Source organism: Klebsiella sp. X1-16S-Nf21 (assembly GCF_002837615.1).
GTDB classification, from domain to species: Bacteria; Pseudomonadota; Gammaproteobacteria; order Enterobacterales; family Enterobacteriaceae; genus Klebsiella; species Klebsiella variicola.
The window spans coordinates 57,533-78,797 of the sequence record NZ_PJDK01000010.1 but is presented as its reverse complement, the minus strand read 5'-3'; the positions used below and the strand labels follow the sequence as shown (position 1 = coordinate 78,797).

General features: G+C 56.3%; 21 protein-coding genes and 2 pseudogenes. 16 read left to right on the top strand and 7 right to left on the bottom strand.

Translation table 11 applies throughout. The features are described 5' to 3' along the window. The first annotated feature begins 7 nt into the window (after positions 1-7). Entirely contained in the window at positions 8-949 is a 942-nt protein-coding gene (gene fabY / locus CW267_RS07195) for a fatty acid biosynthesis protein FabY (RefSeq protein ID WP_153690833.1), read from the top strand. Between the two features lie 14 nt (positions 950-963). On the opposite strand, the pseudogene CW267_RS07190 reads toward fabY, so the two are convergent. Continuing rightward, positions 964-1,870, bottom strand: a pseudogene (locus CW267_RS07190) (alpha/beta hydrolase). Between the two features lie 203 nt (positions 1,871-2,073). On the opposite strand from CW267_RS07190, the gene CW267_RS07185 reads away from it, so the two are divergent. Together CW267_RS07185 and CW267_RS07180 are read left to right on the top strand one after the other, a co-directional pair. Next, positions 2,074-2,316, top strand: a complete 243-nt coding sequence (locus CW267_RS07185) for a ribbon-helix-helix domain-containing protein (protein WP_165787424.1) — start codon at positions 2,074-2,076, stop codon at positions 2,314-2,316. Further along, positions 2,316-2,698, top strand: a pseudogene (locus tag CW267_RS07180) (type II toxin-antitoxin system VapC family toxin). Before CW267_RS07185 ends, CW267_RS07180 begins: the two are co-directional and overlap by 1 nt. Before the next feature lie 173 nt (positions 2,699-2,871). Here CW267_RS07180 and fdhE read toward each other — a convergent pair. The 4 genes from fdhE to fdnG are packed head-to-tail and all read right to left on the bottom strand — an operon-like array spanning position 2,872 to position 8,395. Next, positions 2,872-3,801: a formate dehydrogenase accessory protein FdhE gene (gene fdhE, locus CW267_RS07175; protein ID WP_004150358.1), complete on the bottom strand. Its 930-nt coding sequence runs from the start codon at positions 3,799-3,801 to the stop codon at positions 2,872-2,874. Next, positions 3,798-4,433, bottom strand: a complete 636-nt coding sequence (gene fdoI / locus CW267_RS07170) for a formate dehydrogenase cytochrome b556 subunit (RefSeq protein ID WP_008807902.1) — start codon at positions 4,431-4,433, stop codon at positions 3,798-3,800. Before fdoI ends, fdhE begins: the two co-directional genes overlap by 4 nt. Further along, positions 4,430-5,332, bottom strand: coding sequence for a formate dehydrogenase subunit beta (fdxH, locus tag CW267_RS07165; RefSeq protein WP_002882822.1), 903 nt, complete (start codon positions 5,330-5,332; stop codon positions 4,430-4,432). Before fdxH ends, fdoI begins: the two co-directional genes overlap by 4 nt. A 12-nt stretch (positions 5,333-5,344) precedes the next feature. Beyond that, positions 5,345-8,395: a formate dehydrogenase-N subunit alpha gene (gene fdnG, locus CW267_RS07160; RefSeq protein WP_094030659.1), complete on the bottom strand. Its 3,051-nt coding sequence runs from the start codon at positions 8,393-8,395 to the stop codon at positions 5,345-5,347. A 156-nt stretch (positions 8,396-8,551) separates the two neighbouring features. On the opposite strand from fdnG, the gene fdhD reads away from it, so the two are divergent. From fdhD to CW267_RS07105, 9 genes are all read left to right on the top strand, one after another. Beyond that, a complete protein-coding gene (gene fdhD / locus CW267_RS07145; RefSeq protein WP_100781510.1) occupies positions 8,552-9,388 on the top strand; it encodes a formate dehydrogenase accessory sulfurtransferase FdhD in 837 nt (278 codons plus the stop codon). A gap of 128 nt (positions 9,389-9,516) precedes the next feature. Continuing rightward, a complete protein-coding gene (locus tag CW267_RS07140) occupies positions 9,517-9,729 on the top strand; it encodes a YdgH/BhsA/McbA-like domain containing protein (RefSeq protein ID WP_004127125.1) in 213 nt (70 codons plus the stop codon). 394 nt (positions 9,730-10,123) lie between these two features. Next, positions 10,124-11,104, top strand: coding sequence for a 6-phosphofructokinase (locus CW267_RS07135; RefSeq protein ID WP_008807898.1), 981 nt, complete (start codon positions 10,124-10,126; stop codon positions 11,102-11,104). 11 nt (positions 11,105-11,115) lie between these two features. Then, positions 11,116-11,430 (top strand): PTS sugar transporter subunit IIB, encoded by a 315-nt coding sequence (locus tag CW267_RS07130; protein ID WP_004151864.1) that lies wholly within the window; start codon positions 11,116-11,118, stop codon positions 11,428-11,430. After that, positions 11,423-12,790, top strand: coding sequence for a PTS sugar transporter subunit IIC (locus CW267_RS07125; RefSeq protein ID WP_004203642.1), 1,368 nt, complete (start codon positions 11,423-11,425; stop codon positions 12,788-12,790). Before CW267_RS07130 ends, CW267_RS07125 begins: the two co-directional genes overlap by 8 nt. After that, complete coding sequence (locus tag CW267_RS07120) at positions 12,777-13,619, top strand: class II fructose-bisphosphate aldolase (protein WP_008807896.1); 843 nt, start codon at positions 12,777-12,779, stop codon at positions 13,617-13,619. The genes CW267_RS07125 and CW267_RS07120 overlap by 14 nt, the downstream gene beginning before the upstream one ends. Positions 13,620-13,677: 58 nt before the next feature. Beyond that, the gene (locus CW267_RS07115; protein ID WP_002882858.1) at positions 13,678-13,947 is read left to right on the top strand and encodes a hypothetical protein; all 270 of its coding nucleotides are present in this window, start codon (positions 13,678-13,680) and stop codon (positions 13,945-13,947) included. Between the two features lie 9 nt (positions 13,948-13,956). Continuing rightward, on the top strand, positions 13,957-14,394 hold the full coding sequence (locus CW267_RS07110) for a PTS sugar transporter subunit IIA (RefSeq protein WP_008807895.1): 438 nt from the start codon (positions 13,957-13,959) through the stop codon (positions 14,392-14,394). Further along, complete coding sequence (locus tag CW267_RS07105; RefSeq protein WP_008807894.1) at positions 14,391-14,984, top strand: AAA family ATPase; 594 nt, start codon at positions 14,391-14,393, stop codon at positions 14,982-14,984. The genes CW267_RS07110 and CW267_RS07105 overlap by 4 nt, the downstream gene beginning before the upstream one ends. On the opposite strand, the gene CW267_RS07100 is transcribed toward CW267_RS07105, so the two are convergent. Beyond that, the gene (locus CW267_RS07100; protein ID WP_008807893.1) at positions 14,981-15,304 is read right to left on the bottom strand and encodes an AzlD domain-containing protein; all 324 of its coding nucleotides are present in this window, start codon (positions 15,302-15,304) and stop codon (positions 14,981-14,983) included. The genes CW267_RS07105 and CW267_RS07100 overlap by 4 nt on opposite strands. Next, positions 15,304-15,963, bottom strand: a complete 660-nt coding sequence (locus CW267_RS07095; protein WP_008807892.1) for an AzlC family ABC transporter permease — start codon at positions 15,961-15,963, stop codon at positions 15,304-15,306. The genes CW267_RS07100 and CW267_RS07095 overlap by 1 nt, the downstream gene beginning before the upstream one ends. Before the next feature lie 100 nt (positions 15,964-16,063). Between CW267_RS07095 and CW267_RS07090 the strand changes: the two genes are divergently transcribed. From CW267_RS07090 to CW267_RS07075, 4 genes are all read left to right on the top strand, one after another. Next, positions 16,064-16,612: a helix-turn-helix domain-containing protein gene (locus CW267_RS07090; RefSeq protein WP_002882865.1), complete on the top strand. Its 549-nt coding sequence runs from the start codon at positions 16,064-16,066 to the stop codon at positions 16,610-16,612. An 87-nt stretch (positions 16,613-16,699) separates the two neighbouring features. Next, on the top strand, positions 16,700-17,695 hold the full coding sequence (locus CW267_RS07085) for a substrate-binding domain-containing protein (RefSeq protein ID WP_012969229.1): 996 nt from the start codon (positions 16,700-16,702) through the stop codon (positions 17,693-17,695). 115 nt (positions 17,696-17,810) lie between these two features. After that, a complete protein-coding gene (locus CW267_RS07080; RefSeq protein WP_046622716.1) occupies positions 17,811-19,934 on the top strand; it encodes an alpha-galactosidase in 2,124 nt (707 codons plus the stop codon). A gap of 41 nt (positions 19,935-19,975) precedes the next feature. Continuing rightward, positions 19,976-21,241, top strand: a complete 1,266-nt coding sequence (locus CW267_RS07075) for an MFS transporter (protein WP_008807889.1) — start codon at positions 19,976-19,978, stop codon at positions 21,239-21,241. Positions 21,242-21,265: the final 24 nt, after the last annotated feature.

Here is a 21,265-nt window from a genome sequence, read left to right as displayed (position 1 = left end):
TACGACTATGTATCACCTTCGTGTACCGCAAACAGCAGAAGAGTTAGAGAGCTACTACCAGTTCCGCTGGGAGATGCTGCGTAAGCCGCTGCATCAGCCTAAAGGATCGGAACGCGACGCCTGGGATGCGATGGCGCATCATCAGATGGTGGTGGATGAAGAGGGTAATCTGGTCGCCATCGGTCGGCTATATATCAATGCGGAAAATGAAGCCTCCATTCGCTTTATGGCCGTTCATCCCTCCGTACAGGATAAAGGGCTGGGGACGCTGATGGCGATGACCCTCGAGTCCGTCGCGCGTCAGGAAGGGGTGAAGCGGGTCACCTGTAGCGCCCGCGAAGATGCGGTGGAGTTTTTCGCCAAGCTGGGCTTTGTGAACCAGGGGGAGATCACTACCCCGACCACCACGCCGATCCGTCATTTTCTGATGATCAAACCGATCGCGTCGCTGGACGATATTTTGCACCGTGGCGACTGGTGCGCGCAGCTCCAGCAGGCGTGGTATCAGCATATCCCGCTGAGTGAAAAAATGGGCGTACGCATTCAGCAGTACACCGGGCAGAAATTTATAACCACCATGCCGGAAGCGGGGAACCAGAATCCGCACCATACGCTGTTTGCCGGTAGCCTGTTTTCGTTAGCGACCCTGACCGGATGGGGACTTATCTGGCTGATGCTGCGCGAGCGGCATCTGGGGGGCACCATCATTTTGGCGGATGCGCATGTTCGATACAGTCAGCCCATTAGCGGCCGCCCCAGCGCCATCGCCGACCTGGGATCGCTGAGCGGCGACCTCGACCGCCTGGCGCGTGGGCGTAAAGCCCGCGTGCAAATGCAGGTGGAGCTTTTTGGCGATGATAAACAGGGTGCGGTTTTCGAGGGGATCTACATCGTGCTGCCGGCGAAGCCTTTTGGTTCGTACGAAGAGGGCGGCAACGAGGAAGAGTAAGTGCCCTCTGGCCGTTATCGTCCTGGCGATGCCACACGCCAGGCGATATCCCGCATAGCATCACGCGCGGCGTGGCTGACGCCACCCAGCTGAAAGAAGCCGTGGATCACCCCCAGATAACGCTGACAGGAACTCTCCACCCCTTGCTCCGTCAGCCTTCGGTACAGCACTTCGCCCTCATCGCGTAAAGGATCGAACTCCGCCGTCAGAATATGCACCGGTGGCAGCCCGTTAAAATCTTCGCGCCAGAGCGGACTGGCATCCGGATGGTTTGCCGGCGTCGAGGGGAGGTATATTTCGTAGCCGCTCAGTAGCGTGTCCCGGGTAATCACATAGTCATCGCCATTGCTGAGGTAGCTCGCCATGCTGGCGGTGGGGTCAAGCATCGGATAAATCAGAATCAGTTGTGCAGGATGCCACGCCGCTTTCGCTTTCAGGCGCAGAGCCGTGACCAGGGCGAGGTGCCCGCCGGGCCAGCGTGATACGCGAGGCATCAACGCCAAGCTGCTTTGCGTGCTGGTGAATAATCGTAGCACCTCGTTCTGCATCATCGTGCGCCGCCGGAAAGGTATGCTCCGGCGCCAGGCGGTACTGTACAGCGATCACCCGGCAACCGCTGAACATGGCTAACTGACGGAGTTGGTTATCGTGGGTGGTAAAGCCGCCGCTGACAAAACAGCCGCCGTGGTAGTAGATAAGCGTGGGTAGCAGGCCGTCGGCAGTGGGCGGTGAAACGACGCGGAAGTGCATCCCCTCCAGGGTGATATCCTCCACCCGCACTCGCGTTTCCGTCTCCCCGGCGAGTACCGCACTGGCGATATAGCCGGCCCTCCGATCATCAATATGTTGATCGCGCGATGACGGACGACCTGCCGCAATAAATGCCTCAACCAGCGAAGCAATCCCTTTCTCCAGCGCCATATGTAGTTCCTTGTACTGTTTTAATATCCAGTGTTATAGCCTGGATTATGGCGAAAATACAGGCCTGTTGAGGTCGCCTGTGCATTATGGAAAGCGGCTCGCAAAAAAGCGTTTACCTGGCAAAATCCTTTTGTTTCCGATTTCAAAAGCTGTAGATTGCTCATAACTTCATCACTGGTGATATACTTGAGGTATATATGAGCATGATGGCTGAAAGGGATATGGGCAGAATTCTTCTCGATTTATCAGACGATGTCATTCAACGTCTCGATGACCTCAAAGTGCAGTGTAACATTCCGCGAGCGGAACTGTTACGTGAAGCGGTTGAACAATATCTGGAGAAACAAGATCGAGCTAAAGATACCATCTCCAGTGCGCTGGGTCTGTGGCAAGACTGCGAAGAAGACGGCATGGAATATCAACGTCAGCTACGCAAGGAGTGGTAATGACCTCCGGATCTGCGCTTTTTGATACCAATATTCTTATTGATTTATTTAGCGGGCGTCGCGAAGCCAAACAGGCGCTGGAGGCCTGGCCACCGCAGAATGCGATCAGTCTGATTACCTGGATGGAGGTGATGGTTGGCGCTAAAAAATATCACCAGGAGCAGCGTACGCGAATGGCGCTAAGCACCTTTAATATCTTAACATCTCACAGGATATTGCAGAGCGAAGCGTTGCGCTGCGGCAGGAGTATAAGCTTAAGCTGCCGGATGCCATCATTCTGGCGATGGCGCAACTCCATCGTCTGGAACTGATTACGCGGAATACGAAGGATTTTGCCGGTATTCCTGGCGTAGTCACGCCGTACGAACTACACCCTGAATAATTCGAGTGGCAGGAGGACGACAAGGGAGCGACAAACTCGTCTGAAACGAGTGTGTCGAGCTAAAGGCTGGTCTCTGATGACAGTCAGTGACGCGGGTGAGTCATTCCTGACTACGCTCGTGTCGCAAGAAGGAAAGCGGGCGGCAAGAGCCGCCCGAAATCACACCGCAGAACTTACTCCCCTTCGCCGGGGAACATGAACGGGTTAATTGAGCTCCTGGCGAAGCCTTCCTGTTCCATACGGGCGTCGAGCACCAGGGACGCCAAATCGTCGGCGACGGCTTCGACTTTCGGATCCTTCTCCTGATACATAATCTTCAGGTAGGTTCCGCAGTCGCCACAGCTTTCGGCTTTCACCGCTGCCTGCTCGTTGTCCAGCGACCAGTAGTGCAGGTCGCGGCTCTGTTCACAGTTGCTGCACTTGACGCGCACCACGTGCCACTCGGTTTCGCACAGGTTGCAGTGCAGATAGCGCAGCCCCTGAGTGGTGCCGATCTGCACGATGCTGGAGACCGGCATCGAGCCGCATACCGGGCAGAACTGACGCTGTTCGCCGTATTCGGCGCGCGCTTTCCCCGGGATCAGGCTGGCCATCTGCGCCCAGTAGAGCGACAGCGCGGCCCAGATGAACGGCGCTTTATCACTGCTGACGGAGGCGAAGTCGGAAACAAACAGCGCGCTGGCCATCTGCTCCAGCTCCTGCTCAGAGGCTTTTTCCAGATTCTCAATGACCGCCAGCGCCGGGCCGCTCATTTCCGGCTTCAGCTCGGCAATCAGCGAGTGCAACAGCTTGTGCCAGTGCTTGTCGCGCGGCAGAACGTGGATATCCAGCGGCGGTTTACCCTGTTCGCTGGCCGCTTTAATGCGAGCCGTCAGATCCATCTGCAGCGGATGGTCGTACAGCACCACTTCCTGGGCATGGGCGATCAGCGCGGCAAAGCGCAGGTAATCGCCCAGCGGGTTGTTGGCGGCCAGCTCACGCAGGCGCTCCGCGCGGCGGTTATAAAGATTCTTCAGTCTGGGGAACAGTAGCGGCGGAATTGCTTCCGCCGTGCGTTTCTCGCTCGAACCCAGCTCGTCTTGCGGGATTATGCGAATACTCATTCAGATGACTTTTCCTGTTTCTGGCGGACCTCTCGGTACCAGCGCGGGTGATGCTTCTTCGCCCACGTTTTGGTAACCCAGCCTTCCACCATCGCGGTAATGGTGCCTTTCACCCAGAGGGCGGCGTAGATATGCACCATGATAACCACAATTAACGCCACTGCGGCAAATGAATGCAGCATCAGCGCAAATCGGATCACCGGGATTGAGAAAGCCGGCGCAAAATACGGACGCCAGATGATCACACCGCTCACCAGCAGCAGTACCAGCAAAATAATCGCCGCCCAGAACACGCATTTCTGGCCGAAGTTATAGCGCCCGGTATCGCCCACCTCCTCGTTGACGACGATCTTACGAATATTCTTCGCCCAAAAGATATCATCCCGATTGATTAGGTTGTGGTGCCAGTAACGGAAAAACATGATGATAAACGACGCGAACATCACCACCCCGACGAACGGGTGGAGAATACGCGCCAGCTGCGGCGTACCGAGAATATGCATCAGCCAGTTAAAGGACGGGAAGAAAAAGCCTAACCCGCTCACTGCCGCCAGGACGAAGCAGAAGGCGGTGACCCAGTGGTTGATGCGTTCCGGCGCCGTGTAGCGCACGATGGTGTCACGTCTTTTCATTTGCGCACCTCGTCTTTCTCTTCATGCAGGTTGTCCTCTTCCTCTTCCGCGCGGTTCGGACCGACGCCGACGTAGTGGAAGATACTGGCTGCGAAGGTCGCGGCGAAGCCGACGGCCGCCAGCGGTTTCCAGATGCCTTTCCAGAACTTCACGGTCTGGCTGATCTCCGGGTTTTCCGGCAGGCCATGGTACAGATTCGGCTTGTCGGCATGGTGCAGCACGTACATGACGTGGGTGCCGCCGACGCCGGCCGGATCGTACAGGCCCGCATTGTCATAACCGCGGGTTTTCAGCTCAGCCACGCGTTCACCGGCCAGCGTTTTCATATCCTCTTTGGAGCCAAAGTGGATTGCGCCGGTCGGACAGGTTTTCACGCAGGCAGGCTCCTGGCCGACGGTCACGCGGTCTACGCACAGGGTACATTTGTAGACGCGGTTGTCTTCCGGGTTCAGACGCGGTACATCGAACGGACAGCCGGCGATACAGTAGCCGCAGCCGATGCACTGCTCGGACTGGAAGTCGACGATACCGTTGGCGTACTGAATGATCGCGCCTTCTGACGGGCAGGCCTTCAGGCAGCCCGGGTCCGCGCAATGCATGCAGCCATCCTTGCGAATGAGCCATTCCAGCTTGTCGTTTTGTTCCACTTCCGAGAAGCGCATGACCGTCCATGACTTGGCGGTCAGGTCCGCCGGGTTGTCATACACCCCGACGTTGTGACCGACTTCATCACGAATATCGTTCCATTCGGAGCAGGCCACCTGACAGGCTTTGCAGCCGATACAGGTGGTGACGTCGATAAGCTTCGCCACCTCCTGCTGGTGGTCCCGCGCCTGAGGCGCGGGGGTGAAACCGTTAGTCGCGGAACGACGAATAATATCTTGCGATTGATAAGCCATAAGTCGTCTCCGTTACACCTTTTCCACGTTCACGAGGAAAGCTTTGAACTCCGGTGTCTGCGTATTTGCATCACCGACGAACGGCGTCAGGGTATTAGCAATAAAGCCTTTTTTCGCTACGCCCTCATAGCCCCAGTGAATAGGAATGCCGATGGTATCGATATCCTTACCGTCAACTTTCAGCGTGCGAATACGCTTGGTCACCACTGCCTTGGCTTTGATATAGCCGCGGTTAGAGGAAACTTTCACGGTATCGCCGTGGCCGATGCCAAGCTTATTCGCCAGTTTTTCACCAATCTCCACAAACTGCTCCGGCTGCGCGATGGCGTTAAGTAGCGCGTGTTTGGTCCAGTAGTGGAAGTGCTCGGTCAGGCGGTAAGTTGTGCCGACGTAAGGGAACTTATCGGCCTTACCCATCTGCTCGAGATCGCCTTTGAAGACGCGAGCGGCCGGGTTAGAGACCACGTTTGGATGCAGCGGGTTAGTCCCCAGCGGCGTTTCAAACGGTTCGTAGTGTTCCGGGAACGGCCCTTCCGCCATTTTATCAATAGCGAACAGACGGCCCATCCCTTCCGGCTGCATGATAAACGGACCGACGTCGCTGCCAGGGGCGGCGGCGCTGTAGTCCGGAATATCCACGCCGCCCCATTTCGCGCCGTCCCACTTCAGCAACTGACGCTTCGCATCCCACGGTTTACCCTGCGGGTCCGCGGAGGCGCGGTTATACAGGATGCGGCGGTTGAGCGGCCAGGCCCAGGCCCAGCCCAGCGTGTTGCCGAGGCCTGACGGGTCGGCGTTATCGCGGCGCGCCATCTGGTTGCCGTCCGGCGTCCAGCTACCGGCGAAGATCCAGCAGCCGCTGGAGGTGGTGCCGTCGTCGCGCAGCTGTGCGAAGGAGCTCAGCTGCTGCCCTTTCTTAACGATTACCGCGCCGGTTGCCGGATCGGTAATATCCGCCAGCGCTTTACCGTTGCTTTCCATCGCCACTTCTTCAGATGCCGGCTCGTGCGGAGTGGAGTAGTTCCACGTCATGTTGAGCACCGGCTCCGGCGCTGGTCCGCCCTCTTCGGCATACATCTTACGCAGGCGAGTGAAGATACCGGCGAGGATTTCGCCATCGGTCACGGCGATCCCCGGGGCGTCCGCGCCTTTCCAGTGCCACTGCAACCAGCGGCCGGAGTTGACGATAGAACCGTTTTCTTCGGCGAAGCAGGTGGACGGCAGACGGAATACTTCGGTCTGGATTTTCGACGGGTCAACATCGTTGGACTCACCGTGGTTTTGCCAGAAGGTGGACGTTTCGGTGTTGAGCGGGTCGATGGTTACAAGGAACTTCAGCTTCGACAGGGAAGCCACTACCTTGTTTTTGTTCGGGAACGAGGCGACCGGGTTAAAGCCCTGGCAAATATAGCCATTCACTTTGCCCTGATTCATCATCTCGAAATACTGCAGGACGTCGTAGCTCTTATCCCATTTCGGCAGCCAGTCAAAGCCCCAGCTGTTTTCTGCCGTAGCTTTGTCGCCGAAGAAGGCTTTCATCATGGAGACGAAGAACTTCGGATAGTTGCCCCAGTAGTTAACCTGATCTTTCAGTAGCGGCTTCGGCGTGTTAGCCGTCAGGTAGGTCTGCAGGTCGGCCTGTTTTTCATTCGGCAGCGACATGTAGCCCGGCAGGCTGGTGGAGAGCAGGCCGAGGTCGGTCAGACCCTGGATATTGGAGTGACCGCGCAGGGCGTTGACACCGCCGCCGGCCATCCCCATGTTGCCGAGCAGCAGCTGGATCATCGCCATGGTGCGGATGTTCTGTGCGCCGATGGAGTGCTGGGTCCAGCCGAGAGCATACAGGAACGACGCGGTCTTATCCGGCGCGCTGGTTTCGGCAATGTATTCGCAAACTTTAAGGAAGTCGGCCTTCGGCGTACCGCAGATGTTTTCGACTACATCCGGGGTATAACGAGAAACGTGCTGCTTCAGCAGGTTCCAGACGCAGCGCGGATGTTGCAGCGTGGTATCGCGTTTGGCGAAGCCGTTCTCATCCAGCTCATAGTTCCAGCTGGTTTTGTCGTACTGGCGTTTTTCTGCGTTATAGCCGCTGAACAGCCCGTCGTCGAAGCTGTAGTCCTCACGCACGATCAGGCTGGCGTTGGTGTAGGCTTCGGTGTATTCGCGGTTGAATTTTTCGTTATTCAGCAGGTACAGGATCACGCCCGACAGGAAGGTTATGTCGGTACCGGAACGAATTGGGGTATAGAAGTCAGCCACCGACGCCGTACGCGTAAAGCGCGGATCGATAACGATGAGCTTGGCGCCATTATGAATTTTGGCTTCCATCGCCCAGCGGAACCCCACCGGATGCGCTTCTGCGGCGTTACCGCCCATCACCACGATCAGGTTGGCGTTCTTAATATCCACCCAGTGGTTGGTCATCGCACCGCGACCAAATGTTGGAGCAAGACTTGCTACCGTTGGTCCGTGTCAGACACGCGCCTGGTTATCCACCGCCAGCATCCCGAGGGCGCGGGTGAATTTTTGCGTTAAATAACCGGTTTCGTTACTGGAGGCGGAGGCGCACAGCATCCCGGTGGTCAACCAGCGGTTGACGGTGGTGCCGGCGTCGTTTTGCGCGATAAAGTTGGCGTCGCGGTCCTCTTTCATCAGCTTGGCGATGCGATCAAACGCTTCGTCCCAGCTGATTTGCTGCCATTTATCGGAACCTGGCGCGCGATATTCCGGGAATTTCAGGCGGCTTTCAGAATGGATAAAGTCCACCAGACCGGCCCCTTTCGGGCAGAGCGCACCACGGTTAACCGGATGATCCGGATCGCCTTCGATATGGAAAATGGATGCTTTGGCGTTTTTTGCGCCGTCGCCGAGGCTATACATCAACAGCCCACAGCCGACAGAACAGTATGTACAGGTGTTACGGGTTTCTCGCGTGCGCAGCAATTTGTACTGCCGTGTCTCCGCGAGCGCAGTTGCCGGGGCAAAGCCCAGCGCTGCTGCCGTGGTTCCCGCCATACCGCCAGCGCAGATCTTAAAGAACTGCCTTCTGCTGACCTGCATGGTTCGCTCCTTGTTTCGACATTGTCACATGTAGTTATTTGCTTTGCGGTGAAGGCCGCAAAGGTTCAGAATTAGGGCTAATCTCCCTCATTCCTGAAGGGATAAAAACAGAATACCACATTGTGTGTATGCCTGTTCCAATACGGTTAAAGCAAAGTGAACAAGAAGCCTCTCGAACAAATCAAAAATGTGACGAATGTCACAGGATATCGCCAGGTCTCCCTCTGGAAACGCGAGGATCTGCAACACCCTCAGCCAGACGAGTTAGCCGAAGAAATTCCCGTCGCTCTGGTCTACAACGGTATCTCCCATGTGGTGATGATGGCCACGCCGAAAGACCTGGAGCAATTCGCCGTCGGCTTTTCCTTATCCGAAGGGATTATCGAGCATCGGCGGGAGATTTTCGGCATGGACGTGGTGTCGGTGTGCAATGGCCTTGAGGTACAGATTGAGCTCTCCAGCCGACGTTTTATGGGGCTCAAAGCCCGGCGTCGCGCGCTGGCCGGGCGCACCGGCTGCGGGGTATGCGGCGTCGAGCAGCTCAATGATATTGGTAAGCCAGTTCAGCCGCTACCGTTCACTCAGACGTTCGATCTAGCCAACCTCGACCACGCCCTGGCGCATCTTAACGACTTTCAACCGGTCGGCCGGCTCACCGGCTGTACCCATGCGGCTGCCTGGGTCAGGACGACTGGCGAGCTGGCGGGCGGTTTTGAAGACGTTGGCCGGCATGTCGCCCTGGATAAACTGCTGGGCCAGCGCGCGGAAATTGGCGAGGACTGGCAGCATGGCGCCGCGCTGGTCTCCAGCCGCGCCAGCTATGAAATGGTGCAGAAGGCCGCTATGTGCGGCGTCGAGATCCTGTTCGCGGTCTCGGCGGCCACCACCTTAGCGGTGGAAGTGGCCGAGCGCTGCAATCTGACGCTGGTGGGCTTTTGCAAGCTGGGCAGGGCGACAGTTTACACCCATCCGCAGCGTTTAATTGCGGGTTAAATATCGATCAATAAATTTGAACAATGACAGCAAATCCTTCCGCTTTTTGTTTAGCGATGTGCGGGCTACTATTTAACACATCAAGGCACGGCGCCTTATCTAAACAACTAAATGAAAGGGTTTATATCATGAAAAGCATCAAAACTTTTGTCGCAGTAATCGCACTGGCCGCTTCTTTTGGTTCATTCGCTGCTGAAACCGTGACCGCCACCGCTGCCACGATGGATGGTGCGGAAGCGAAAATCGCTGCTCAGGCGCAGGCTGCTGGCGCTTCGTCTTACAAAATTACCGAAGCCTTTACCGGCAACCGCGTGCATATGACTGCGGAACTGAACAAATAAGCATAAAGTTACTGTCGAAAGAGCGCCTTAGGGCGCTTTTTTTGTTTCGCTTCCCGCATCGGCGAAATTACCCGATATTCCCCTCTGCTACGAAAAAAATGTGGCAGTAATCACGTTTCCGTTCTTTTCTTAAATCCCTATATTAACGGCAAAGGAAAGGTCTGCACGCCTGAATATCTCGATATTTTAACGCTATGAAATATAAAGATATTAAAAACAGAAAGCGATGGCGATCACCCTCTTTAAATGAGATGTTTATCACATAAATAAGCATGTCACTGCTACTGTCAACCATTCACTGACGTAATTTAATACGCATTATGTGATCTTTATTGCAAATAGAAGGCTTGTACTCAGGGAAAAATGTTGTCAGGCAAATGAGCGAGGAAGCGTCATGAAAATTGGCATCGTTATTAGCGGCGGGGATGTTTCGGGAATGAATAATTTTATATTCCAGGTAGCCAGGCAGGCTAATGCCGATATCACGCTGTTTAATGGCGGTATTCCAGGGCTACTGGAGAAAAGTCATCAGGATATGGCGTGGCGCGATCTGGTTGATTTCTCCATTACCGCGGTGCCGATCATTACCTCGGGGCGAACCAGTCGCAAACTGCAGCGCAGTGAATATGAAAGCATTGCTAAAAAACTTAAATCTCTGCGTATTGATGTGCTCATTATGGCCGGGGGGGATGGCAGCCTGCAGTTTCTGAATACCCTTAGTGAATTTGAGATTAATTGCTTTGGTGTCGGGATGACTATCGATAATGATGTGTATGGCAGTGATTATACGATTGGTTTTTCCACGGCCTGTGAGCAAATTATTAAAGAAGTCTCCCGTTTAAGAAATACCGGAAGAGCGCTGCCGGGTCGGGTTTTTATGGTTGAGATATTAGGAGGCTATTGTGGAGAACTAACGTTACAGTCCGCCATTAAATGTAATGCTGATATTGCCCTGATCCCGGAGGCACAGATGCCGCTGACCATGCTTGCGGAACGGATTACCCGGAAGCTGAGCATGCAAAATAGCGTCGTGATCCTCTGCTCAGAAGGCTATACCAAAGAGTACTCTCCCGGCTTTCAGGGGGCGATTGATACCATGATTAAACAGCTGGAACCACAAATAGGTGTCCGTATCCGTAAAACGATCGTCGGCTATGGTTTACGCAGCGGTGATCCAACCTGTGAAGAGATTTATCAGGGTACCATTATGGCCAGTGAAGTGGTTCGCTGTATTCAGTCAGGTATGAAAAATAAAGCCATAATAATTAATTCCAGTAACAAACCTATTCCGATTGATCTAGTCAGTATGAAAAAACGTCTGGTCGATACTGAAGGACATCATTATAAACTTGCCAAGCAACTCAATATTATTTGAGGAGACCCTCCATGCTGAAAATTTTATGCGTATGTGGCTGCGGCCTCGGTTCAAGCTTTGCCATTGAAATGACGGCGAAGGCAGTTTTAAAGAAGCTGGAAATTCCCGCTCATATTGAACACACCACCGTTTCCGAAGCTGGGGCCTTTAAATCGGATATGATTCTGACGCAAAAAACCTTTGCCGACATCTTAACCGCCGATGCCAGTGAAGAAGAAATTAAACGTGTCGTGGTATTGAATAAACTTACTGATAAAGAGGAGATTGAAACCAAGATCGTCGCATTCTTAAAAGAACGTCATCTGAAGGTGGCTGATTATGAATAGCTTCGTTGCGTTTATCGTTAAGGATTTACTCGGCCAGGCATCCATCCTTATTGCTTTTATTGCCATGCTTGGCCTGATCCTGCAAAAGAAATCGCCAGGCAAAACCGCGGAAGGGACATTTAAAACGCTGCTCGGTTTCTTAATTATGATGGCCGGGATAAACATCATTGTCGCCACCCTGACCTTCCTGAATGATATCTTCACCCAGGGGTTTGGCATGAAAGGCTATATTACCGATGTGGCCGCCATCGCCGGGTTAGCGAATCGGGAATTAGGTTCGGAAGTGGCGCTGACGCTGCTGGTGATCTTTGCTGTCAACATTATTATCGCCCGTCTGACGCCGCTAAAATATATTTTCCTGACCGGCCAGGCGCTGCTGTGGATGGCGACAATTGGGGCTGTGATTGGCTATAAGTCCGGGCTCACTGGCGTACCGCTGATTTTAACCGGGGGTATCTTCGGCGGTGTGATGGCGGTCTTAATGCCGGCCCTGGCTCAGCCGGTGGTCAGGCGCATTACCGGGTCTGACGATGTGGCCCTGGGGCACTTCTGTACCATCGGCTATCTGGTGCAGGCTGCGGTCGCTAAAGTTGTCGGAAAAGGCTCTCGCTCCACGGAAGATCTCGAACTGCCTGATAACTTTAAGTTTCTGCAGGATACCTATCTGGCCATGGCGGTGGTGATGGTGCCTATGTATCTCATCCCGGCTATTGCGGCGGGGCCGCAGTACATCGCGCAATTCTCCGGCGGCATTAATTACCTGATGTATGCCTTCATGCAGTCCATTCAGTTTGTCGCCGGGGTCTTTGTCCTCTATAGCGGTGTGCGTTTATTACTCAATGAGCTGGTGCCGGCTTTTCGCGGTATCGCGATGCGTATTGTCCCGGATGCAAAGCCTGCTCTCGATTGCCCGGTGCTGTTTCCCTATGCGCCAAATGCGGTGATTGTCGGATTTCTGGCGACGACTGTCGGCTCGATTATCGGCATGCTGGTTTTCCCGATGTTCGGTCTGGCGATGATCCTCCCCGGGCTGTTAACCAACTTTTTCGCCGGCGGTACGGCAGGGGTATTTGGTAATGCGCTGGGCGGACGTCGCGGGGCGATGATCGGCGGGGTTATCCACGGTCTGTTTATCACTTTTCTGCCGGCTATTCTGGTGCCCATGCTGGAGAGCTACGGCTTTACGGGCGTCACCTTCAGCGATTCTGACGTCATCAGCTCCGGTCTGGTATTAGGCCACGCCTTCCAGAATAACTGGCTCTTTGTCGCCTTGTTTATTGTGTTTGTCGCCGCACTGGCATGGTTTGTAAACGGTAAATCCGCTAAGCCGAAAGGGGAAAATGTTCATGAGTCTGTATAATTTTAATGAGATTTTAAACATCGCTCAGGAAAGAAATTTTAAAGCGATTGGCTCGTTTAACTTGCACTGTATTGAGATGTTACCGGCTTTTTTCAAAGCCGCGCAAAACAGCCACAGCCCATTAATGATCCAAATATCAACCGGTACCGCAGAGTATCTGGGGTATCGGTTACTGGTCGATGCCGTGCGTTCATTAGCAGACAGTGAAAATATCCCGACCTGCCTGCACCTCGATCACTGCTCCGATATTAAAGCCATCGAGACGGCAATGAATGCGGGCTTTTCTTCGGTGATGTACGACGGGTCTCACTTAAGCCTCGAGGAAAATATCGGTAACACGCGGATTGTGGTGGAAATGGCCCGGCCGCGGAATATTACGGTAGAAGGTGAGCTGGGGGCGATCGGCGGGTCAGAGGATGGAAAAGCGGTGGCTGCCGAAGATATCTGTTTTACTACCGTCGACGACGCGAAACGTTTTGTGGAGGAGACGCAGGTCGATATGCTGGCCGTCTCGGTGGGCACTGTGCATGGCCTGTACACCGGTAAAGCGCAGATACAGCATGCGCGGCTGAAGGCGATAAGCGAAGCGACTGGCGTGCCGCTGGTGCTGCATGGCGGCACAGGCGTTAGTGACGACGATATGCGGCTGGCCGTCACTGAAGGGATTAATAAAGTGAACGTCGGAACGGAAATGAACGTGCAGTGGGTCGACCGCTGTAAATCAACGTTCGAGAAAGGAAAAGTAAATGACAGCGTACGGAAATTTTTAATTCCCGCCAACCAGGCAGTGACTGCCGTATTAATGGAAAAAATGGCGCTATTTAAATAGCGTTTTTACCGACACATATCTTTTGTTGCCCTGTCTTCCGCCAGGGAGGGAGCTTGCTATGTTTGAATCATTGAAAACGCTGTGGAAAAAAGAGCAAAACCCGCTGCAGGATTATGATCAACAGTCCCGTCAGCTGGCGGAAGAGATCGCCAGACTGGAAGGCGAATTACAGCGCCAGCCCGATAATAGCGACGTGCAAAAAACATTGATGTTGACTTACAACCGGGCATTATCGGTATATGCCAAGAGTAAGAGCCACCGGCAGGATATCGATGCGCTGTTTCTGCAGATTGATAATTTACGCAATATTATTCGTCGCAATATCTAGGAACAGAGAATGACCATAAAAGAACTGCTTATTGAGGCCGATGCCATTCAGGTTGGCGTTGTGGAATCCGACTGGCAGCGGGTAATAAAGTTGGCTGCCCGCCCGCTGGAGGCGAAAGGCTTTATTTCGGCGGAATATAGCCAGGCGGTGATCGATAATACCTTGAATCATGGCGCTTATTACGTTTTTGATGAAGGGATTGCCATCCCCCATGCCCGCCCCGAGTGCGGCGTCAGACGCAACTGCTTTAGCCTGGTGGTGCTGAAAAAGCCCATCCCGTTTGCGGACAGTGAAAAGGCGGACATTGTTATTATGTTTGGTGCCCGGGACAGCAATGCGCATATCGAGGAGGGCATCCGTTCCATCGTCGCGCTGCTGGATAACAATGACACCATGGCCAAACTGCGGACGGCCCGCAGCCGGGAGGAGGTCGTCGCATTACTATGAACAGACATCTGACCCCAGGCTGCAAAACGGCCATATTAATCAACGGCATTCCGGCGTCGGGGAAGAGCACCATCACCCGTTTGCTGGCGGAGACCTTTAGTCTACCAGTGTTGACGATCGACGGCATCAAAGAGCCGTTTATGGCGCGCCTGGCCCCTGTCGACCGGCCGATGAATCGCCAGCTGGGCTGTGCGGCGTATGAGGTGATTTGGTCGATTGTCGGCGCGTCGCCTGCCAGCATGGTTTGGCTGATCGACGCCTGGTTCGGTTTTCAGCCGCGGGAGACCTTGCAGAGACTGCTACAGCAGGCGGGCGTGGAGCAGGTAATTGAGATCTGGAACCATATTACCCCGGAGCTGGCCGTCGCACGCTATGCCTCGCGGCTGGCGACGCGGCCGCCGGGCCATCCCGGCGAGGAGTATCTGCCGGAGCTGGCCCAGCTGGCCGGGCGGGCGCAGCCCATGTCTTTAGGGCCCGTATTGACGATAGACCAGCGGTATCCGCTGGAGATAAAACCGATTATTCACTGGCTTGAAGGCACGATCGCTGGAAAGCACGCCGGTTTGGCGGATTACGCTTACCCGCCCTAAGGCATACCCGCCAGGCGCAGCAGCGCGGTCACCACGGCGGCGGCGATAATCACGCCGATCAGCGGGACCTTGCGCCAGGCGAGGAACACGGCGACAGCCACACCCAGAACGCGCGCCATGCCGGCGAAATGCGCCCCTTCATAGAAGGTGGTGGCCAGGGCGACGGAAAAAAGCAGCACCGTCGCCGCATCGGAAAGCAGCGCCTGCGAGCGCTCGGAAAATGCCAGCCGATTGCCGAGCTTCGCGCCGCCGAGGCGCATCAGATAGGTTCCCAGCGACAGGATGGCGATACCGGCGATAAACAGCGTCATATTGCCCATTATTTTTTCCTCGACAGTAAACCAAACAGCGAAAGCAGCACCGGCAGCCCGGTGGGCACAAACGGTACGGCGGCAAGCGCCAGTGCGGCGCCGCTGGCGGCGCGGATCAGCGTAGTGCGGTTTTTAAAGGCCGGGATCACCAGCGCCAGCAGGATCGCCGGGAAGACCGCATCAAGCCCGATGGTTTCCGGCGCTGGCAGCAGTTTGCCGACGGCCGCGCCGGTTAGCGTGCCGAGGGGCCAGATCAGCGCGACGCCGGCGCCGCACAGCCAGTAGGCCGCTTTGCGCTGCGCAGGGGTGGGCTGCGACAAGCCAAAGACCACGCTCTCGTCGTTCATAATGTGGCACCCGATAAAGCTTAAGGCGCGCCGACCAACCAGTTCGCGCACGGTCACACCGAACGGGATATGGCGCGCGTTGACTAACAGGCCAGCGGCAGCGGCGGCCAGTGGGCTACCGCCGCTGGCGATAATGCCGATAAACATGAATTCAGAAGCGCCTGCCAGCACGGACACCGAAAGCAAGAGCGGCACCCATAAGGGGAAGCCGTAAGCCACCGCCAGCGACCCATAGGACATACCCACCACCCCGACGGCAAGGCAGACCAAAACGATCGCTTTTATCGTGTCTCCGCTGAGACTGGAGAGAGTTTGTTTCATATCACTTAGCCATATCGAACGATTTCCCATTATAATGAACACATAATGAACGTTTTTCAAGGCGAACGAATCGTTCGATATAAAAAACAAAGGGGCGGGTATGACACAGCCAATCAGCGTTATTGCCAAAAGCCTGGTGCGGGAGCGGGCGCGGACCGGTCTCTCGCTGGCGGAAGTCGCGCGTCGGGCGGGTATCGCAAAATCCACGCTATCGCAACTGGAGTCCGGCAACGGCAATCCGAGTCTGGAAACGCTGTGGTCGCTCTGCGTGGCGCTGGATATCCCGTTTGCCCGCCTGCTTGAGCCGCAGGTGAACAAAACGCAGGTGATCCGCCGCGGAGAGGGGACAAAGGTGGTGGCGGAGCAGGCGAACTATCAGGCCATTTTGCTGGCCGCTTGTCCGCCAGGCGCGCGTCGGGACATCTATTTACTGTTAACCCAGCCCGGCGCCGATCGTATTTCGCATCCGCATCCGCCAGGCTCGGTGGAACATATTATCGTCACCCAGGGGCGGGCGCGGGTAGGGCTGACGTCGGCGCCGGAAGAGCTCGGCGAGGGCGACTATATCTGCTACCCGGCGGATCAGGAGCATGTTTTTCAGGCGCTGGAGCCGGATACGCAGGCTCTGCTGATCGCTGAGCAAAACTGACATCGCGTCGGCGGGGGACGCGCGCTCGCTGGACGTCATAGCCATATTGCGGGAAACTAGCTTTCCTATGCGAAAACAGGGATTTTTATGTCGCTGAAAGCCATTGCCAAACAACTTGGGATCTCCGTCACGACCGTCAGCCGGGCGTTGAACGGCTATGACGATGTGTCACAGGAGACCCGCGCCCGGGTTGAGGCTGAAGCGCAGCGCCGGGGCTATCGCCCCAACACTTTCGCCCGCCGTCTGAAAATGGGCACCATTGATGCCGTTGGTCTCGTCTTTCCTGTCCGCCCCGTGCCGCTCAACAATAACGTTTTTCTTGAGATGGTTGGGGAGATCAGCCATGAGCTGGCGCGCCATGACATTGATTTGTTGCTGATCGCCGATGATGAACAGGCGGATAAACATGGCTATATGCGCATGGTGCAGGGCCGTCGCGTCGACGCTTTAATCGTGGCCCATACCCTGGATGACGATCCGCGGCTGGCGCAGCTGCAGGCCTCAGGCTTTCCGTTTCTGGCGCTTGGCCGTAGCCGCCTGGCACAGCCCTACGCCTGGTTTGATTTCGATAACTATGCCGGCACCTGCCGCGCCACCCGCCATCTGATTCAACAGGGCCACCAGCGTATCGCGCTGTTGGGCGAGAACAACAATCAGGCGTTTATTTTGCAACGGCGTAACGGCTACCTCGATGCTCTGCGCGAGGCGGGGTTATCCGATGCATGGCTGCGTAGCGTGCCGGCGACGCGCCGCGGCGGCTATCAGGCCACGCTGGAGCTGCTGCGTCTGCCGGAGCCGCCTACCGCGATCATCACCGACTGCAATACTCATGGCGATGGCGCCGCCATGGCGCTCGCCCATCTGGGCCGTTTGACCGGTGACAACCGCGTCGCCTTAGTAGTGTATGACGGCTTGCCGCAGGACAGCATCATTGAGACCGACGTTGCCGCGGTGATCCAGTCCACGCGGCAGGGTGTGGGACGGCAGATTGCCGATATGGTCCGCCGCTTAATTGCTGGCGAGGATCTGGCCTCGCTGCAGGTGCTCTGGCAGCCCGAATTCATCCCCGGCGAAACTGCCTGACCTGACCCCTTTTTAACCCGTAATTCTGAAGCCGATCACGAATCCGAAACGTTTTGGTTGGCATCCGAAACGTTTCGGATCAACAGTAAGACATTCCTTGTTATGGAGATGTCTGATGTCTGATTCGCTGATTCACCTGCAAAGTGCCGGTGCCGATGTTGTCATTAAAACTCGCCCTTTCGCCGAAATTGTCTACTGGGGGCCACATTTAAGCCACTTTTCACCGCAGGATGCCGACAGCCTGATGCGCCCGGTCGCCAACGGCAGACTGGATGTCGATTCGCCAGTGACCTTAATGGCAGAGCTGGGCCATGGCCTGTTTGGCGCGCCGGGCATTGAAGGCCATCGTCAGGGTCTGGATGCCTCTCCGCTGTTCACCACCAGCGAAGTGCGGCACGAGGGCCAGACGCTGACCCTGGTCAGCGAAGATCCACAGGCCGGCCTGCGTCTGCACAGCGAGATCGCGCTGGATGCCAGCGGCGTGCTGAGCGTGCGCCATGGCGTGACCAATCTGCGCGCCAGCCCATGGCAGGTGGATCGCCTGGCGGTCACATTGCCGGTCGCCGAACGCGCTCGCGAGGTGATGGCTTTCCATGGCCGCTGGATCCGCGAGTTTCAGCTTCACCGCCTGACGCTGGAGCACGACAGCTTTGTGCTGGAGAACCGCCGCGGGCGCACCTCTCACGAACATTTCCCGGCCCTGATCACCGGCAGCCGCGCCTTTAGCGAGATGCAGGGTGAAGTCTGGGGCGTACATCTGGCCTGGAGCGGTAACCATCGCCTGCGGGCGGAGGTGAAAACCGATGGCCGTCGCTATCTGCAGGCCGAGGCGCTCTATCTGCCGGGCGAAATGGCGCTGGCGGAAGGGGAAACCTTGTGGACGCCGTACCTGTATGCCAGCTACTCGGCGAACGGGCTGAACGGCATGAGCCAGCAGTTCCATCGTTATCTGCGCGAACGGATTATTCGCTTCCCGGGTAACAAGCCGCGCCCGGTGCATCTCAACACCTGGGAGGGGATCTATTTCGACCACGACCCGGACTACATCATGCGTATGGCTGACGAGGCGGCGGCGCTGGGCGTCGAGCGCTTTATTATCGATGACGGCTGGTTTAAAGGGCGCAACGACGACTGGGCGGCGCTTGGGGACTGGTATCTTGATGAGAAAAAGTACCCCCACGGCCTGACGCCGGTTATCGATCATGTGAAATCGCTGGGGATGGAATTCGGTATTTGGGTGGAGCCGGAAATGATTAACCCGGATTCCGATCTGTACCGGGCGCACCCGGACTGGGTGCTCGCGCTGCCGGGCTATACCCCGCTGACCGGCCGCCATCAGTTTGTCCTGAATCTTAACATTCCGGAAGCGTTTGATTATCTGCTGGAGCGGATGAGCTGGCTGCTGGGCGAGCACGCGGTGGACTACGTGAAGTGGGATATGAACCGCGAGCTGGTGCAGCCTGGGCATCAGGGACGCGCCGCCGCGGACGCGCAAACGCGCCAGTTCTACCGCCTGCTGGATACGCTGGTGGCCCGTTTCCCGCACATTGAATTTGAATCCTGCTCCTCCGGGGGCGGGCGGATCGATTATGAAGTCCTCAAGCGCAGCCATCGCTTCTGGGCGTCTGACAATAATGACGCCCTTGAGCGCAACACCATCCAGCGCGGCATGAGCTACTTCTTCCCGCCGGAGGTGATGGGCGCGCATATTGGCAATCGCCGCTGTCATGCCACTTTCCGCCAGCACAGTATCGCCTTCCGCGGCCTGACGGCGCTGTTTGGTCATATGGGACTTGAGCTGGATCCGGTGAGCGCCGATGAAGAAGAGCGCGCCGGATACCGGAAATATGCGGCCCTGCATAAGCAGTGGCGCGACGTGATCCATCACGGCGTGCAGTGGCGGATGGATATGCCGGACGCTACCACCCTTGCCCATGGCGTCGTCAGCCCGGATAAAGCGCAGGCGATTTTCCTCGTCAGCCAGCTGGCGATGCCGGACTACACCCTGATGGCGCCGCTGCGCCTGGCGGGGCTGGAGGCGAACGCCCGCTATCAGGTGACGCTCCTCGATCATCCGAACATTCAGATCACCGGCGAGGGCGGCCACACCATGCGGAAGCTGCCGGCATGGATGACGACGCCGCAGACGGTGAGCGGTGAGTGGCTACAGCAGGCGGGGCTGGCGCTGCCCATCCTCGACCCGGAAAGCGCCATTCTGATTGGCCTGCAACGCGTGTGATGGTATCGGGCCGCGTCGCGGCCCTTCTTGAGGAAAATATAATGAACCCGACCGTCTGTACCCACAAAAACAACCCCAACTTCTGGATTTTCGGGCTGTTCTTCTTTCTCTACTTCTTCATCATGGCCACCTGCTTTCCGTTTCTGCCGATCTGGCTGTCGGACGTCATCGGCCTGAATAAAACCGAAACCGGCCTCGTTTTCTCCAGCCTGTCGCTGTTCGCCATCTGTTTCCAGCCGGTCCTCGGGGTGATCTCTGACAAGCTGGGGCTGAAAAAACACCTGATGTGGATCGTGACTGTTCTGCTGGTGCTGATTGCTCCCTTCTTCCTCTATGTTTTCGCTCCGCTGCTGAAAACCAACATCTGGCTCGGGGCGCTGAGCGGCGGCGCCTATATCGGCTTTGTATTCTCCGCAGGCGCCGGCGCGATGGAGGCCTATATCGAACGGGTAAGCCGCAACAGCGGGTTTGAATACGGCAAGGCGCGCACCTTTGGCTGTCTGGGATGGGCGCTGTGCGCAACCACCGCCGGAATGCTGTTCAGCATTAATCCCGAATGGGTATTCTGGATGGGGTCAGCCGCCGCGCTGCTGCTGGTGGTGCTGGTGGCCATCGCCAAACCGCAGGCCAGTCAGTCCGCGCAGGTGATGGATTCGCTCGGCGCCAATCGCCCGGCGATCGATTTAAAAACGGCGGTGCGCATGTTCCGCCAGCGTAAGATGTGGATGTTTATTCTGTATGTTATCGGCGTGGCCTGCGTGTATGACGTTTTCGATCAGCAGTTCGCCACCTTCTTCAAATCGTTCTTTGCGACCCCGGAAGCGGGCACCCGCGCCTTTGGTTTCGCCACCACTGCGGGAGAAATATGTAACGCCATCATTATGTTCAGCTCGCCGTGGATTATTAACCGCATCGGGGCGAAGAATACCCTGCTGATCGCCGGGATGGTGATGGCGGCAAGAATGATTGGCTCTTCCTTCGCCACTACGGCCGCGGAAGTCGTAGCGTTGAAAATGCTCCATGCGCTGGAGGTGCCGTTCCTGCTGGTGGGCGCCTTTAAATACATTACCGGTGTGTTTGATGTCCGGCTGTCGGCGACCATTTACCTGGTGGGCTTCCAGTTCGCCAAGCAGGTGGCGGCGATCTTCCTCTCCGCCTTCGCCGGCAATATGTACGATCGGATCGGCTTTCAGGATACCTATATGATCCTCGGCGGTATTGCCCTGACGGTTACCTTAATCTCAGCGTTTACGTTAGCGGGTAAGGCGAAAACCGAGCCGCTTCGGGATAATGCGATGACCGTTTAATCGACCGGCCTCCCGTCTGGAGGG

What these genes read in the sequence shown, in the direction of transcription:
- fabY (WP_153690833.1), top strand. Translation starts at nt 8, where the DNA reads ATGTATCACCTTCGTGTACCGCAAACAGCAGAAGAGTTAGAGAGCTAC.
- CW267_RS07185 (WP_165787424.1), top strand. Translation starts at nt 2,074, where the DNA reads ATGATGGCTGAAAGGGATATGGGCAGAATTCTTCTCGATTTATCAGAC.
- fdhE (WP_004150358.1), bottom strand. Translation starts at nt 3,801, where the DNA reads ATGAGTATTCGCATAATCCCGCAAGACGAGCTGGGTTCGAGCGAGAAA.
- fdoI (WP_008807902.1), bottom strand. Translation starts at nt 4,433, where the DNA reads ATGAAAAGACGTGACACCATCGTGCGCTACACGGCGCCGGAACGCATC.
- fdxH (WP_002882822.1), bottom strand. Translation starts at nt 5,332, where the DNA reads ATGGCTTATCAATCGCAAGATATTATTCGTCGTTCCGCGACTAACGGT.
- CW267_RS07140 (WP_004127125.1), top strand. Translation starts at nt 9,517, where the DNA reads ATGAAAAGCATCAAAACTTTTGTCGCAGTAATCGCACTGGCCGCTTCT.
- CW267_RS07135 (WP_008807898.1), top strand. Translation starts at nt 10,124, where the DNA reads ATGAAAATTGGCATCGTTATTAGCGGCGGGGATGTTTCGGGAATGAAT.
- CW267_RS07130 (WP_004151864.1), top strand. Translation starts at nt 11,116, where the DNA reads ATGCTGAAAATTTTATGCGTATGTGGCTGCGGCCTCGGTTCAAGCTTT.
- CW267_RS07125 (WP_004203642.1), top strand. Translation starts at nt 11,423, where the DNA reads ATGAATAGCTTCGTTGCGTTTATCGTTAAGGATTTACTCGGCCAGGCA.
- CW267_RS07120 (WP_008807896.1), top strand. Translation starts at nt 12,777, where the DNA reads ATGAGTCTGTATAATTTTAATGAGATTTTAAACATCGCTCAGGAAAGA.
- CW267_RS07115 (WP_002882858.1), top strand. Translation starts at nt 13,678, where the DNA reads ATGTTTGAATCATTGAAAACGCTGTGGAAAAAAGAGCAAAACCCGCTG.
- CW267_RS07110 (WP_008807895.1), top strand. Translation starts at nt 13,957, where the DNA reads ATGACCATAAAAGAACTGCTTATTGAGGCCGATGCCATTCAGGTTGGC.
- CW267_RS07105 (WP_008807894.1), top strand. Translation starts at nt 14,391, where the DNA reads ATGAACAGACATCTGACCCCAGGCTGCAAAACGGCCATATTAATCAAC.
- CW267_RS07100 (WP_008807893.1), bottom strand. Translation starts at nt 15,304, where the DNA reads ATGGGCAATATGACGCTGTTTATCGCCGGTATCGCCATCCTGTCGCTG.
- CW267_RS07095 (WP_008807892.1), bottom strand. Translation starts at nt 15,963, where the DNA reads ATGAAACAAACTCTCTCCAGTCTCAGCGGAGACACGATAAAAGCGATC.
- CW267_RS07090 (WP_002882865.1), top strand. Translation starts at nt 16,064, where the DNA reads ATGACACAGCCAATCAGCGTTATTGCCAAAAGCCTGGTGCGGGAGCGG.
- CW267_RS07085 (WP_012969229.1), top strand. Translation starts at nt 16,700, where the DNA reads ATGTCGCTGAAAGCCATTGCCAAACAACTTGGGATCTCCGTCACGACC.
- CW267_RS07080 (WP_046622716.1), top strand. Translation starts at nt 17,811, where the DNA reads ATGTCTGATTCGCTGATTCACCTGCAAAGTGCCGGTGCCGATGTTGTC.
- CW267_RS07075 (WP_008807889.1), top strand. Translation starts at nt 19,976, where the DNA reads ATGAACCCGACCGTCTGTACCCACAAAAACAACCCCAACTTCTGGATT.